Here is a 14,774-nt window from a genome sequence, read left to right on the forward strand (position 1 = left end):
GCCTTGGTGAGCTTTTACCTCACCAACAAGCTAATCTTACGCGGGCTCATCCTTGGGCGATAAATCTTTGGACCGAAGTCATTATACGGTATTAGCACAAATTTCTCTGAGTTATTCCGTACCCAAGGGCAGATTCCCACGCGTTACGCACCCGTGCGCCACTAACTCCGAAGAGTTCGTTCGACTTGCATGTGTTAGGCATGCCGCCAGCGTTCGTTCTGAGCCAGGATCAAACTCTCAAGTTTGATGTTCGAATTTGCCAAGGTGGAATTCCCTCGCAAACCCGCTCATTTTAAGGAGCCTGGCCTACACAAATTTGGAACGGTCCCGTCATCAACCTGTAGCGAACCACAGGCAAACGAAGAGCCGCTCCCACGTAATGGAAACGTGTTAGACATGTAGGTCAGGCTTGGCTTTTTATCCTGAGTTACTGACACCCTAAAGCTGTCAGACCCAGGGCCGCCGCCCACATGTCCCTTCATCGACAATCACAATTTCAAAGAGCCACCGACAAGAAATGGCGGACAGTTGTCGTTCCCCGCTATTGCTATCGGGGGACATCTGTCCGTATCTGTTGGCGACCGGGTGGAGCGTAGCAGTTTCTGCCGCGCCCCGTCCGGTGAACAGGCCTCTAAGCCCCTCCTCGATTCGCGTCAACAACCTTTTTGCAATTTTGTTTCACTGGCCCTGGAAATTGGCGGAAATACTGGAGTTTTGCGGTGGTCGCTCTTGCTTGTGCCGCGCTGGGGTGGCGGATCGGACCGCGCCAATGCTGGCAAATCCGCGCGAATATCGATTCGATGGACGGCCCCAAGCCCAGCAAAACCGGGTTCCACCGCGTTCGACTCACCAAACATTAGCGGATGCATGCTAGGACATGTGCGATGAATAGCCTTAATGACCAAACCGACCCGCAGATTTCCGTCATTGTCCCCGCTTATGGTGTCGCACACCTGGTGGGCGAGGCGCTGGATTCGCTTATCGCGCAGGATTTCACTGCGTGGGAAGCGATCGTCATCGACGACGGCGCGCCCGACGACGTCGCCGGTGCGGTGGGCCGTTATCTGGCCGACCCGCGCATCCGTTTTCTGGCGACCGCGAATCATGGCGTTTCGGCGGCGCGCAATCGGGCGATCGCCGCGAGCCGCGCACCGCTGATTGCGCTCCTCGATGGCGACGACCTGTTTCGGCCCGGCTATCTGGCCGCGATGGTCGCCGCGATGAACGACGATCCGGCCGCGACCGTCACGACGTGCAACGCCCGCGTCTTCGGCGCCGTGGCGCAAGAGGATCTGGTAGTGGGCGACGACCAGAACCTTGGCGCGACGGGGAAAGTCGCGGATGTTCTGGAACGACGTTTCAACATCTACATCGGTTCGACGTTCCGGCGTGCTGCGTTCGACCGGGTCGGCGGCTTTGATACCGCGATGACCAATTCCGAAGATCTCGACCTGTGGGTCCGCCTGTTGATGGATGGCGGTCACGCCCGCTATATCGACGCCGTACTGGCCGATTATCGGGTTCGCCCGCGATCGGCATCGGTCAACCTGCTGCGGAATATCCGCGGAAACATCCGGGTGTGTGACAAGGTCATTGCCGCGATGCCCGGCACCCATGAAGCCGAAGTCGCCAAAGCCGTTCGCAATGGCGAGCTTGAACGGCAGGAAGTGGAAGCTGCCCTGGCCGCGGTCATTGCCGGAGACACGCAGCGCGGACTGACGATCTTGCGCGCGCAGCGCCACTATCTGGGCAACCCATTATGGTCGGTCGCCTTTGTCTTATGGGGCGTCGTGCCATGGCTTGCGCCGCCGATGCTGGCCTGGCGCCAGCGGCTCCACCAGGGATCGAGCCGCCGTCGTCCGGTGCGGGCCACGACAAAGAAACAGGCATAGCGCAGTTGAGCCTGGTGAGCGGACATGACGAGGCGATCGACGCGGCGCGGTTTGGCGATCGCGTCCGCTCGGCCGTGATCTGGCGCTCAGGCAGTCAGATCCTGGCCCAAATCATCACCTGGACGTCGACGCTGATGGTGATTCGGCTGCTCGACCCGGGCGATTACGGGCTCTTCGCGATGACCCAGGTCGTCCTCGCCTTCCTCGCCTTCCTTAATGGATACGGGTTTGCGAGCGCGCTGATCCAATCCGAAGAGCTCGATCCCTTGCGCGTCCGCCAGGCATTCGGGCTGCTTTTGCTGTTGAACGCGCTGCTCGCGGCGGTGCAATATTTTGGGGCACCGCTTGCAGCCGCCTATTATGGCCAGCCGATCGTTGCCGACCTGTTGCGCGTCCAGGCGCTGATCTTCCTCGCCACGCCCTTCATCGCGCTGCCCGAAGTGATGATGAGCCGAACGCTCGATTTCCGCAAACAGGCCTTCGTCAATCTCGCCGCGGCGCTGGTGGGTGCCGGGACCGCGCTCGGCTGTGCGCTCGCAGGCTATGGTGTCTGGACGCTCGTGTATGCACCAATCGCCTTGTTCTGGACCCGCGCCATCGGACTGACGGTCGCAGCGCGGTTGCTCGTGTGGCCCAGTTTCGATTTTCGCGGGTGCGGCCAGATCATTGGATTCGGTTCGGCGGTCCTCGCCAGTCACTTCTTCTGGTTGATTCAGACGCAAGCCGACATCTTCATTGCCGGGCGCCGATTCGATCCGCACGCGCTGGGGCTTTATGCCGAGGCGCTGTTTCTGGCGCAGATATTTGTGTCGAAGTTCGTACCGCCGCTGAACGAAGTCGCCTTTCCGGCCTATGCTCGGATCCAGGGCGACAAGGACGCGGTGCGCTGGAACTTTCTGAAAGCGGTCCGGCTGCTGCTGTTGGTCCTTGCGCCCGCCTATGCGGGCCTGGCCGTCTGCGCGGCGCCGCTGGTCGAAACGGTGTTCGGGCTAAAATGGCTGGGCATGGTGCCTTATGTCCAGGTCCTCGCGCTGGCGCTGTTGGTGATGACGGTACAAATATTATTCGCCCCGGTGACTAATGCGCTCGGCCGTCCCGCGATTGCGATGAAAGCGTCGCTGTGCGGCGCGATCCTGTTCCCTATCAGCTTCCTGATCGGAGTGCAGTTCGGCCTGATCGGTCTTGCCTGGGCGTGGTTCGTCGCAATGCCGCTGCTGCTGATCATCACCGCACGGCTGTCGGCGCCGGTGATCGGGGTGACCTTGGGCGACATCGGCCGCGCGGCGCTGCCCGGCCTAGCCCCGGCGCTGGTGATGGCGGTCGCGGTCGGGCTGATCGACCATTCTCTTCCCGCAAGTTTCACCGCCCCGATGCGGCTCGCGATCCTCGTCGCCGCGGGCGGGCTGATCTATCCGGCCCTGCTGTGGCTGCTCGAAAAAGACGCGATCGCCGAAGTGCTGCGACTTGTGCTGAGACGTCCCGCGCCGAGCCCAGCGCATGAGACGGCCGTGACGTCAGCTGGACGTCACGACGCAATATAGTCGCGCATCGCCGCCGCTTCAGCCTCGATCCGGTCGATGCGATATTTGACCAGATCGCCGATCGACACGAAACCGACGAGACGCCCGCCGTCGACGACGGGCAGATGACGGATGCGGCGCTGGGTCATCTGCGACAGCGCGCCCATCACCGCGGTTCCCGGATCGCAGGTCACCGGCGATTTCGTCATCACCTCATCCAGCTTTCGGTCGAGCGCTTCGGGGCCATAGGACGACATCAGCCGCACCAGATCGCGTTCGGAAAAGATGCCGACGATCGCGTCGCCCTCCATCACCGGCACCGCGCCGATGCGGTGCTGGGCGAGCAGGTCGAGCACCGCGCGCACCGTATCTTCCTTACGCGCCGAAATCACCGGGCCTGTGTGGCCGTGGAGGATCGCTCCGATCGTCATGCCTTGCCGCTCCCCATGTCGATTCTCTGGATGCAGAGCCTATCATGATTCGCAGCAAAGCCGAAACATCTGGCCGTATTCCATTCGCGCTTGGTCTTGGTCGCGGGTTGGTTCATGGAGGCGCGCATGGTCAAACCCTCTCCGCTCGACAAAGACGCCATCGCGAAAATCGCGTGGGCGCGCTACCGCCGCCTGATGCGCGGCATGGTGCTAGTGTCATTGATCGCGGTCGTCGGCGCGCTCGGCTGGCTGCGTTTCAGCATGGGCGAGGCGCTGAGCATCCACATGATCATCGCGACCGCCGCCGGAGTCGGCCTGTCGGTCATGCTCGGTGCGGCGCTGATGGGGCTGGTGTTCCTGTCGAGCGGCAGCGGCCATGACGAGGCGATCGAAGACCCGTTTGAGAATGATCCGGATATGAACCATGACCGATAGCATTCCGTCCGAAGCCCGCCGCGATCCGATCCTGCGCGTTGTGCCCGCCCCCGCCGACATCAACAGCAATGGCCATATCTTTGGCGGCTGGGTGCTCAGCCAGATGGACATCGCGGGCGGCATCGTCGCCGCACGGGTCGCGCAGGGGCCGACCGCGACCGTGGCGATCGAGGCGATGGAGTTCATCGCGCCGATCCTGCTGCGCGACATCATCTCGGTCTATGCGCATCTCGAACGGCGCGGGCGCACATCGATGGGCATCCGAATCGACGTCATCGCGATGCGTGGCCCCGGTCAGCAGGAGGTCAAGGTGACCAGCGGACTGTTCACCTTTGTTGCGCTGGACGAGAATCACCGTCCGCGCGCGCTGCCGCCCGCCTGACCCCCTATCGGGACAGCAAATCAGCCACCCTTCAGTTTCTGCCGGAAACTTTGCACCACGCTGTCGGTAGCGGGCACGCGCACCCGCCAAACCCAGCTGCTGCCGCGCCGCTCCCACCCCTCGGGCGCCGGATCGATCGTAAAGGGGATCAGGATTTCGACCTCGGCATCGAAAGGCCGCGCGTTGGTCAGCGTGACGTTCCAGGTCTGAAATTCGCCTTTGGCGTCGCGGTCCTGGACCAGCGCGCGAAATTGCACCGCCGGGCTTTGACCGACGTCGTAATCGACCCGCTCGTCCTTGGCCTTGTCGCCGATCGCGGCTTCACCGACGAGCAGGCGCTGACCGCCGATCGTCTCGAAGACCGCGGCAGACCCGGCGGGCAGCGCCAGCCCGAGGCCGTCGGATTCGCGGTTCTGAACGCGCAGCCGCATCATCAGCGGTTGCGGCGCGCTGTTCTGGTATAGCGTTCCTGAATAAAGCTGTTCGACCGCCACTTTGTCTTTGGCCAGCAACGCCACCTGCTTCTGCCCCTTCGCCGACACATCGACACGGAACGGGACGCGGTAGAATTTAAGGTCACCCAGATCTTCGGCTGGTGGCGGTGGCGGTGGGGGCAGTACGACCATCGGTGCGGGGGCTGGCAAGGATCTCATCATCTCGCGCCGATCGATACGGCTGGCGGTGACGACCACATCTTCGGCCTCATTCAACCCGAAATTCTGTTCGATCTCAATGATCGGCGGCAATTGCCAAAGCGGATGTGTGCTGGTGATATCCATCGGCCAGCATTTGAGCAGCAGCGGCCCCGGGGTGCTGCGCGGTAGCGGCGGGCTGTACACCTTGTTCAGCCGCCCTGCGATGACGTTGAGCTGCGCGCCGGGAAAGCTGGTGACACCGCCATTCGCAACCGTGATCCATCCCGTCAGCCCCAGCGTCCTGCCGTCCGATCCGCGGTCGGCGACATAATTGGCCGCCCAGTCGAAGCCTTCGGCGAGATAGAGCAGCTGCACCGTCACCGTCCGCGCGGCCTTGCTATCGACCAGCACCGACAGCGTCGGCTTCGCCGACAGGTCCTTGGGCACCCGGCGATATAGCATCCGTTCGGGCAGGCCTGAACAGGCCAACGCCTCGAAGCCTCCTGCTGCATTTTGCAGGATCACCCCGCCGTTCGGACCAGCCTGAATCACCGCTTCCTGCTCGACCACCTTGCCAGTGGCGCGGTTGGTCCGGCGCAACGTCACGCTGCGTTTCAGATAGGCGTCGACCAACCCCGCGGGCGACAACAGCCGCGCGTCGCGGTTCTTTTCGATCACCCCGTCGGGCAGCCCGCTGACCACCGCGGTTTCGGGCAAGAGCCCCTCGGCGACGCCTTCGAACCGCAGCACCGACGTCCCGGCGGGCAGCGTGACGGTGCGGGTTTCGGTGATGAAGGCAAAGCCCTGCGGCCAATTGGGGTTGATCGGCCCACCACCACGATTGGGCGCGCGATAGACGGTGACCGCGGCGTCGTCGATCTTTGTCGATACGGTGACTGCCGGTTCGGCCTGCGCGCGCGCCATCACCGGCGCCAGCAGCGCCGCGATCCATGTCAGCAGGAGCGCGCCCCGCATCCTGCGCGCCTTAGTAACGCGTATCGAAAGTGACGGTGACGTCCGTCTTGCCATTGGCGGGCACCGGCACCTGCCATTCGACACGGTCGGCCGAGATGCGTTCGCCCTTCAGGCTCTCGTCGCTGATCCGCACATCGCCATAGAGCCCGTCCTGCGCCAGCAGCACCTTCACCGGCGCCGGGCGCGCGTTGGTCACGCTATATTTCATCTTGGTCACCCAGCGCGAATCGCCCTTGCGGGTGCGCGACACCACGGTCGGCTGGACCTTGACGTCAAAGGCATCGCCGGTGCGCAGCGACATCGCCGATCCCATCGGGGTGTGGCCGATGCTGTTTTCGCCGATGAATTGCGGGTCGCCGCGCGCGTCGCGCATATAGACGCGGATCGTCCCGGCGGGCAGCTGGTCGCCGAGGCCGCCCTGGCGGGAGGTCGAGAAACGCAGCACGCTGGACGTGCTCACCGCTTCGGTGCTGCTGCCCAGCCAGCGGTTGACATATTCATAGGTCGATTGCGCCGGAGCGCCTTTTACGTCGAGAAAGCTCACCTGCTTTTGCTGGGCGTTGGCGATCGTGGTGCGGGCGGCGAGCGGATAGAGATAATAGTCGCCGAGCCGCTCGCGATCGTTGCTTTCAGTCCCGGCCGAATCCATCGTACCGGTCATCTGGCGAAAACCGCCGCCCCCGCCCGGATTGCCCGCGACGAGCAAGGTGCGCGCATTGGCAAAGGTAGTCCCGGTGCTGTTGGTCAGCGTCACCCAGCCCTGAATGTCCATCGCACCCTTTGCCGCATCGAACAGCGCGACATAATCGGCGGTCCAGCCCAGATTGGGGGTCAGGTACGACAGCCGCGTCGGAACCGTCCCAGCACTGGCGGCATCGACGGTCACCGACAGCGTCGGGCGCGCGCGCAAATTGGGCGGCAGGCGATCGAACACCGCGCGCACCGGCAAGCCATCGTCGCGCAGCACCTCGATCCGTTCGCCGATCTGGAGCACGATACCGCCATTCGCGGCGAGCACCTTGGCGCGTTCGGTGCGCTCGGCGCCGGTGGCGGGATTGGTGCGGATCAGCGTGATCGACTGGCCGACGGCCTTGTCCATCAACTTGTCGGGGGTGAGCAGGTCGAAATCGAAATTCTGCTCCACGATGGCAAGCCCGCCGCCCGACAGCGTGACCGTTTCGGGGCGGATGCGCGCCGATACGTCGGGAAACTCGATGCGGTTGCGGCCCGCCGCAACGGTCAGCTGTCGTTCGTCCTGCACCAGCGACTGGCCATTGTTATAGATGGTGACGGCGACATCGCCCTGAGCATTGCCCGGCATCGCGTCCTGCGCAACCGCGGGGAAAGTCGTCGCCGCCGCGACGATCGCAACCGCACTGCAAGTCTTTGCCAAAGCGCGCATAAAAAAGCCTCCCCGCCGATGTTTCTGCGGGGAGGCTATGTCATGTCCTGATCAAAGACCAGTGCGAAGATGTACCTACTCGGCAGCCTCGACCCCCGGGCTGCGCGTCGCCAGCGTCCGGCGGGCGCGGCGCGGCTTGGCGGCCGGAGCATCCTCGCTGCCGTCGGCATTCGTATCGGGTTCGGCTTCAACTACGCGCTCGGGGCGACCGATCGCCGGCGGCAGCACCGCGGTGTCGATGCCGGCATTGCCACCATCGTCGTTGCCGTCGGCCTCGGCCGCGCGCGGACGGCGCGGGCTGCGGCGATTGGTGCGCGGGGCAGGCGCTTCATCGGCGGCGGTTTCGACCGTGCCGGCGTCGTCGCCATCGTTGCTGGGCGCTTCGCTGCGTCCTTCGTCACGGTCGCGGCGTGGGCGTTCCTGCGGCTGGCGATTGCCGCGATTGTCATCGCCCTGATCGCTGCGCGCGTCGCGATTGCCGCGCGGTTCGCGCTGGCTACGCTCTGGACGATCGTTGCGGTCGCCACGATCGTTACGATCGTTACGATCGCTGCGTTCATTCCGGTCGCCACGATCATTCCGCTCACTGCGGTCGCTGTCGCTATTGTCGTCGCGGTCGGCGTCCATATCCAGATCGCTGTCGTCATGACCGTCGAAATCTTCGACGCCGCGAATTTCACGCTGGCGGTCCTGCCCACGGTCCTGTCCGTTCTGCGCGTTCTTTTCTTCCTGGCGGATGCGGAAATCGCTCACGACGCGGAAATAATGATCGGCGAACTGGAGGTAATATTCGGTCTGGACCCGGTCCCCGGCCAGCTGCGCATCGCGCGCCAGGTTGCGGTATTTCTCGATCATCTGGGCGCCGTTGCCGCGCGCCCGGCTGTCGATGCGGTTCGCCTGATCGACCCCGCCGCGGCCACCCGATTGCGGGCGGTTATTGTTGTTGCTGTTGTTATTGTTGCGGCCGCGACGGCGACCGCTTTGGCGGTTGTTCATGTTCAACTGAGACATCCTGTCGAAAAGCTAAATAAGCTATGCCAACCCCTTTTGGCCGATCGCGCCATTTGCGCGTCGTGCCCGCGCTTCTCACGCGGTTCTTGCCCTTTACCGCTCGTCTGGACCGAAGCCCGGCACGAACATCGTAAGTGGGAAGCAGATCCACCGGACCAGTATCGATGCGGTGCATCGCCAAAGGTACCCCAGTCGGGTCTGTGACTGGCCCCTAACCCGCTTTGCGGCGAAAACCAAGCAATATTTGCGGGGGCAGGTCAGGCGCGGGTCAGCGAAAGCGCCCGGTCGCGGCCAGCCAGATCCTGGCGGCAGGTGACGGCAAATCCGACGGTTTCAGCGAGATCGCTGACCAAGATGCGCTGCGTCGCGCCGATTTCAAGAATTGCGGCGCCGCCGGGGGCGAGCAGGCGCGGCAGCTCGGGGATGATGCGGCGGTAATCGTCGAGCCCATCGGGACCGGCAAACAGCGCGCCCGCGGGCTCGTGATCGGCGACATCGGGCATCAGCGGCTCGTCGGCGCTGATATAGGGCGGGTTGCACAGGATGAGGTCGAACCGGCCGTCGATGCCAGCGGCCCAGTCGCCCGACTGGACGACGGTACGACTAGCCATGCCCAATTCCTCGGCATTGTCGCGCGCATAGGCCAGCGCCTGTTCAGACATATCGACACCCAGCCCCGTCGCCGCAGGAAACTCGCTGAGCACCGCGAGCAGCAACGTCCCCGGCCCGGTGCCGAGATCGAGCACCCGCGACGGCCACCCCGCTTCCCGTTCGCGCGCCGCGTCCAAGCAGACCTCGACCAATATTTCGCTGTCGGGGCGCGGGATCAGCACCCCCGGCCCGACCGCGATCCGCAGCGTCCAGAAATCGCGATAGCCGACGATATAAGCGATCGGCTCGTGCGCCATGCGGCGCGCAATCAGATGCGCGTAAAGTTCAGGCACAGCATACCGCGCCGGATCGAGCAACACATCCTGCCGCTCGACCCCGAGCGCATGCGCCATGAGCAGTTCGGCATCGAGCCGCGGCGTATCGCTGATCCCGGTGAGCAGATTGGCAGCGGTGCGAATATTGTCAGCAACCTCGCTCATGCCCGTTCATCCACGCCCAATTCCGTTCGTGTCGGGAGAAGTCGAGCCACCCCGCCGCATAGCGCCGTTCCGAGGGGCATCTCGACTTCACTCGATGCGAACGGGTTTGGAGAGGTGAGGCCCGCCCCAACCCCTCCCGTTTGCGGGAGACTAGTCACCCAGCCCTGCCAGCCGCTGTGCCTGATCCTCGGCGATCAGCGCGTCGATCAACTCGTCCATCGCGCCTTCGATGATTTCGGGCAGGCGGTGGAGGGTCAGGTTGATGCGGTGGTCGGTGACGCGCCCCTGCGGGAAATTATAGGTGCGGATGCGTTCGGAGCGGTCGCCCGATCCGACCATCGACTTGCGTGCCGACGCCTCGGCGTCGTGAATTTTCGCGCGCTCCAGCTCGTACAATCGCGTGCGCAGCACCCCCATCGCCTTGGCGCGGTTCTTGTGCTGGCTGCGCTGGTCCTGCTGGATCACGACAAGGCCGCTGGGAATATGGGTGATGCGGATCGCGCTGTCGGTGGTGTTGACGTGCTGGCCGCCCGCTCCGCTCGCGCGATAGATGTCAATCTTGAGGTCACTGTCGTTGATCGCGACATCGACCTCCTCGGCCTCGGGCAGCACCGCGACGGTCGCGGCGCTGGTGTGAATGCGCCCCTGGCTTTCGGTCGCGGGGACGCGCTGGACGCGGTGGACGCCGCTTTCGAACTTCAGCCGCGCGAACACCCCCTGCCCCGACACCGACGCGACGACTTCCTTATAGCCGCCCATTTCGGCCTCGTTGGCCGAGATGATTTCGACCTTCCAACCCTGACCGTCGGCAAAGCGGCTGTACATGCGCAGCAGGTCACCCGCGAACAGCGCCGCCTCATCGCCGCCGGTCCCGGCGCGGATTTCGAGCATCGCGGCGCGCGCGTCGGCGACATCCTTCGGCAGCAATTTTATCGCGAGGTCATGCTCGGCAGCGGGCAGCGCGATTTCGACCGCCGCGATTTCCTCGGCCGCCATCGCCTTCATTTCGGGGTCGGTCAGCATCTCATTCAGCGAGGTCAGTTCGCCGCGCAGCCTTACGACTTCGCGCGCCGCGGTGGCGACGGGCTCGAGCTCGGCAAACTCCTTCGACGCAGCGACAAAATCAGCGGGCGCCATATCGCCGGTCGCCATGCGCGCCTGAAGGGCGGCGTGGCGTTCGATGATCGCATCGATCTGGCGTTCGGAAACCTGGGTCATCTACTCACTGTCGTTTCAATTCTTCGTCATTCTGGATCAATTCTTCGTCATCCCGGACTTGATCCGGGATCCACTGCCGCCGGCGCCGCCTGGACCCCGGATCAAGTCCGGGGTGACGAGGCAGGGAGGTCACTATTTCTCGCGAACAATCCAAGGGCGTGAATGGCCTTGATCAATTTCTTCAATCGAAAAATACTCTTCCAAAGCTCGCTGCACTTTTCCGCGAACGGGCGAAGCGTCATCGGCATTCAAATCCCTAATACGAGCAATGCAAATGGCATCGTGATGCACCTCCAAACTCAAACCTCGGGCGTATCCAGCGCTTTTCGCTTTATCGTACCGCTTCTTGAAAGCCCCGGAAATTGGAACGTCTGTCGTCACAGGTTTGGCTGCATTACGCAGCGCACCCGCGATGCTTGGCGTTATCCGTTCCATCTCAGCATTTTCAGCCAAGATGATAATCTCAGCCAAGTTCGCCTTGCTTGAATCGCCCACCAGCATCGCCAGCCGCTCGATCCCCGCCGCCCAGCCGACCGCTGCCGTCGGCGGGCCGCCGAGCGCTTCGATCAAACCATCGTAACGCCCGCCGCCCAGCACGGTGCCTTGCGCACCCAGCCGGTCGGTGACGAACTCGAACGCGGTGTGGCGATAATAGTCGAGCCCGCGCACGAGCCGCGCATTGCGTTCCCAAGCGACACCCGCCGCATCGAGACCCGACGTCACCGCGCCAAAGAAATCCTGCGCTTCGCCGGTCAGGAACGCATCGATGTCGGGCGCGCTGTCGGCGATCGGGCGGTCCTTGGGATCCTTGCTGTCGAGGATGCGCAGCGGATTCTTGTCGAGCCGCGCAAGGCTGTCCTCGGACAGGTCGCCGCGATGGGCTTCAAAATGCTCGACCAGTGCCGCGCGCCAGGCGTCGCGGCTCGCCGCATCGCCGAGCGTGTTCAGCGTCAAGGTCACGCCCTCGCTGATCCCCAATTCCTTGAGCAACTGATCCGCGAACACCAGCAGTTCGGCATCGGCGAGCGGGCTGTCGCTGCCCAGCACTTCGGCGTCGAGCTGGTGGAACTGGCGGTAGCGGCCCTTTTGCGGGCGTTCGTAACGGAACAGCGGGCCGTGCGTTGCGACCTTCAGCGGCGCATACTGCTGCCAGCCGTTGGTGATGTACGCCCGCGCGATCCCCGCGGTGAATTCGGGGCGCAGCGTGATCGATTCGCCGCCGCGATCCTCGAACGAATACATTTCCTTCGACACCACGTCGGTCGTTTCGCCCAGCGAGCGCGCGAACACCGCGGTCGGCTCGATCACCGGCACCTCGATGCGCTTGTAGCCATAGAGGCGGCGCACCCGTTCGAACGTGTCGACGACATGCGCGAAGCGATCGGCGAAATCGCCCAGCATGTCTTGGGTACCACGCACGGCCTGCGGCGTCGCGATCTTGGCGGATTTGTCCTTGCTCATGGCGGCGGCGTCTAGTCGATTTTGGGGGAGGCGCAAAGGGGGACAAGCCCCTCCCCTTCAGGGGAGGGGCAGCGAGACTTGGTCCGGCGTCAGCCGGGCCTTTAGTCGAGCGGGGTGGGGGGCATCGGCATTGCGCAATCTCGCGAGCCCCCACCCCAACCCCTCCCCTGAAGGGGCGGGGCTATGTCTGGACCTGACGCGCATTTCCCGCCACAATCCGCGTATGAAAAAACAACTGCTCGTTGCCACCGCCCTGATCATCCTCGCCATCCCCGCCGCGTCCGCGCAGGACGGCAACAGCCGGCCGCAGCCGGTCGTCCAGCCGCTGACCATCCCGCTGCCCGCCGACAAGCCCTATCCCGGCACGATGCAGTTGAAGGTCGATGCGACCGACGTCGCGCGCGGCATCTTTCATGTCCGCCAGACGATCCCGGTCGCCAAGGCGGGCAAGCTGACCCTGCTCTATCCGGAATGGCTGCCCGGCAAGCACGCCCCGCGCGGCGCGATCGCCGAGGTTGCGGGGTTCAAGGCGTCGGCGGGCGGCAAAGCGCTGAGCTGGACGCGCCAGCCGACCGACGTCTATGCGTTCGACATCGATGTACCGACGGGCACGAAAAGCATCGAGGTCGCCTTCGATTTCCTGTCGCCGACCCGCACGGCCGAGGGCCGCGTCGTCGTCACGCCCGCGATGATGAACCTGCAATGGGAACAGGTCAGCCTGTATCCCGCAGGATATTTCACCCGCCAGATTCCGGTGCAGCTGGAGGTAACCTTGCCCGACGGGTGGACCGGAGCCGCGGCGCTCGACGGGCTGAAGGTGGCGGGGAACCGCTACAGCTTTGCCCCGACCAATTACGAAATACTGGTCGACAGCCCGATGTTCGCGGGCAAATATTTTCGCAAATGGAGCCTTGGCCAGAATGTCACGCTGAACGTCGTCGCCGACGAAGCCAAATATCTGGAGGCACGGCCCGATCATATCGCGCGGCACGCGGCGCTGGTGTCCGAGGCGGTCGCCTTGTTCGGGGTCCGCCATTTCGACCGTTATGAATTCCTGCTCGCGCTGACCGACGAATTGGGCGGCATCGGGCTGGAACATCATCGCAGCAGCGAGAACAGCCGCAACGCCGACTATTTCACCAAATGGGACGACAATGACAGCGAGCGTGGGCTGCTGCCGCACGAACTGACGCACAGCTGGAACGGCAAATATCGCCGCCCCGACAAATTATGGACTCCCGATTTCCGCACCCCGATGCAGGACAATCTGCTGTGGGTGTACGAAGGCCAGACCAGCTATTGGGATTTGGTCCTGGCGGGCCGGTCGGGCATGCAATCCAAAGACATGATCCTGAGCGAATGGGCGACCAATGCCGGATATTACAGCGCCCAGGCGGGGCGCGCGTGGCGATCGGTCGAGGATACGACGCTCGATCCGGTCATGGCGGGGCGCAAACCCAAGCCCTATCCTAGCTGGTCGCGCGGCGAGGATTATTACAACGAAGGATCGCTGACCTGGCTCGAGGCCGACCTGTTGATCCGCCAGGCGACGAACGATGCCAAAAGCCTCGACGATTTTGCGCGCGCCTTTTTCGGCGGGCGCGAGGGAGATTGGGGGCAGGACACCTATGATTTCGACGATGTCGTCGCCGCGCTGAACGCGGTCCATCCTTATGACTGGGCCGGTTTCCTGCGCCAACGTCTGCAAACCCCCGGACAGGCCGCGCCCGTCGCCGGGATCGAGCGCGCGGGATACCGGCTCGTCTGGCGTGACACCCCCAACGTCTATGACCGCGACCGCATGGCGCAGGCGAAAAATTACGATCTGACCCATTCATTGGGCCTGACGATCGACAAGGACGCGGTCGCCACGGGCATCTTGTGGGACAGCCCCGCCTTCAAGACTGATATCGTCAACGGCACCAAAATCATCGCGGTCGATGGCACCAGCTATAGCAAAGAGCGGCTGGAGGCGGCGGTGCGCGCCGCCACCGACGGCAAGACGCCGGTGCGGCTGCTGGTCGAACGTGGTGGTCGCTATCGCCAGATCGATATCGCTTATCACGGCGGCCTGCGCTGGCCGCATCTCGAAAAAACCGGGAGTGGCCCCGACTGGTTCGACCGGTTGCTCGCGCCGAAACGGCGGCTTTAGACCAGACCACTTCAGCCAGGATCGTCATTGCGAGGAGCGAAGCGACGCGGCAATCCAGAGCGCGCGGTAACCGCCCTGGATTGCTTCGCTTCGCTCGCAATGACGAATTGGAGTAACCTAAAGTCATCAATCTCTAGCGTCCTCTGCTGAAACGGAAGGGCTTAAAGCC

General features: G+C 63.7%; 12 protein-coding genes and 1 rRNA gene (1 of these 13 only partly in view). 5 read left to right on the plus strand and 8 right to left on the minus strand.

Translation table 11 applies throughout. The features are described from left to right. A 16S ribosomal RNA gene (locus ACQY6T_RS12200) occupies nt 1-245 on the minus strand; it reaches 1,244 nt to the left of the window's first position. A gap of 639 nt (nt 246-884) precedes the next feature. Here ACQY6T_RS12200 and ACQY6T_RS12205 point away from each other — a divergent pair. Together ACQY6T_RS12205 and ACQY6T_RS12210 are read left to right on the plus strand one after the other, a co-directional pair. Further along, a complete protein-coding gene (locus tag ACQY6T_RS12205; protein ID WP_428631064.1) occupies nt 885-1,892 on the plus strand; it encodes a glycosyltransferase family 2 protein in 1,008 nt (335 codons plus the stop codon). 14 nt (nt 1,893-1,906) lie between these two features. Further along, nucleotides 1,907-3,433 (plus strand): lipopolysaccharide biosynthesis protein, encoded by a 1,527-nt coding sequence (locus ACQY6T_RS12210; RefSeq protein ID WP_428631065.1) that lies wholly within the window; start codon nt 1,907-1,909, stop codon nt 3,431-3,433. Here ACQY6T_RS12210 and ACQY6T_RS12215 read toward each other — a convergent pair. Then, nucleotides 3,418-3,843 carry a CBS domain-containing protein gene (locus ACQY6T_RS12215; protein ID WP_428631066.1) on the minus strand — a complete coding sequence of 142 codons (426 nt, stop codon included), beginning with the start codon at nt 3,841-3,843 and terminating at the stop codon, nt 3,418-3,420. The genes ACQY6T_RS12210 and ACQY6T_RS12215 overlap by 16 nt on opposite strands. Nucleotides 3,844-3,969: 126 nt before the next feature. Between ACQY6T_RS12215 and ACQY6T_RS12220 the strand changes: the two genes are divergently transcribed. Beyond that, the gene (locus tag ACQY6T_RS12220; RefSeq protein WP_428631067.1) at nt 3,970-4,278 is read left to right on the plus strand and encodes a hypothetical protein; all 309 of its coding nucleotides are present in this window, start codon (nt 3,970-3,972) and stop codon (nt 4,276-4,278) included. Continuing rightward, nucleotides 4,268-4,660, plus strand: a complete 393-nt coding sequence (locus ACQY6T_RS12225; RefSeq protein ID WP_428631068.1) for an acyl-CoA thioesterase — start codon at nt 4,268-4,270, stop codon at nt 4,658-4,660. Before ACQY6T_RS12220 ends, ACQY6T_RS12225 begins: the two co-directional genes overlap by 11 nt. A 20-nt stretch (nt 4,661-4,680) precedes the next feature. Here ACQY6T_RS12225 and ACQY6T_RS12230 read toward each other — a convergent pair whose 3' ends face one another. The 6 genes from ACQY6T_RS12230 to hisS form a co-directional block, all read right to left on the minus strand. After that, nucleotides 4,681-6,270, minus strand: coding sequence for a DUF4139 domain-containing protein (locus ACQY6T_RS12230; RefSeq protein WP_428631069.1), 1,590 nt, complete (start codon nt 6,268-6,270; stop codon nt 4,681-4,683). Nucleotides 6,271-6,280: 10 nt separating this feature from the next. After that, a complete protein-coding gene (locus ACQY6T_RS12235) occupies nt 6,281-7,591 on the minus strand; it encodes a DUF4139 domain-containing protein (protein WP_428632642.1) in 1,311 nt (436 codons plus the stop codon). Nucleotides 7,592-7,747: 156 nt separating this feature from the next. Further along, nucleotides 7,748-8,668, minus strand: coding sequence for a DUF4167 domain-containing protein (locus ACQY6T_RS12240; RefSeq protein WP_428631070.1), 921 nt, complete (start codon nt 8,666-8,668; stop codon nt 7,748-7,750). A gap of 272 nt (nt 8,669-8,940) precedes the next feature. Next, nucleotides 8,941-9,774, minus strand: coding sequence for a peptide chain release factor N(5)-glutamine methyltransferase (gene prmC, locus ACQY6T_RS12245; RefSeq protein WP_428631071.1), 834 nt, complete (start codon nt 9,772-9,774; stop codon nt 8,941-8,943). 150 nt (nt 9,775-9,924) lie between these two features. Then, nucleotides 9,925-10,992, minus strand: coding sequence for a peptide chain release factor 1 (prfA, locus tag ACQY6T_RS12250; RefSeq protein WP_428631072.1), 1,068 nt, complete (start codon nt 10,990-10,992; stop codon nt 9,925-9,927). A 132-nt stretch (nt 10,993-11,124) separates the two neighbouring features. Next, nucleotides 11,125-12,453, minus strand: coding sequence for a histidine--tRNA ligase (gene hisS, locus ACQY6T_RS12255; RefSeq protein ID WP_428631074.1), 1,329 nt, complete (start codon nt 12,451-12,453; stop codon nt 11,125-11,127). Nucleotides 12,454-12,676: 223 nt separating this feature from the next. Between hisS and ACQY6T_RS12260 the strand changes: the two genes are divergently transcribed. Continuing rightward, a complete protein-coding gene (locus ACQY6T_RS12260; RefSeq protein WP_428631076.1) occupies nt 12,677-14,605 on the plus strand; it encodes a M61 family metallopeptidase in 1,929 nt (642 codons plus the stop codon). Nucleotides 14,606-14,774 lie beyond the last annotated feature (169 nt).

Origin of the sequence: Sphingopyxis sp. (assembly GCF_965279725.1) — a bacterium.
In the GTDB taxonomy this organism is placed as follows: Bacteria; Pseudomonadota; Alphaproteobacteria; order Sphingomonadales; family Sphingomonadaceae; genus Sphingopyxis.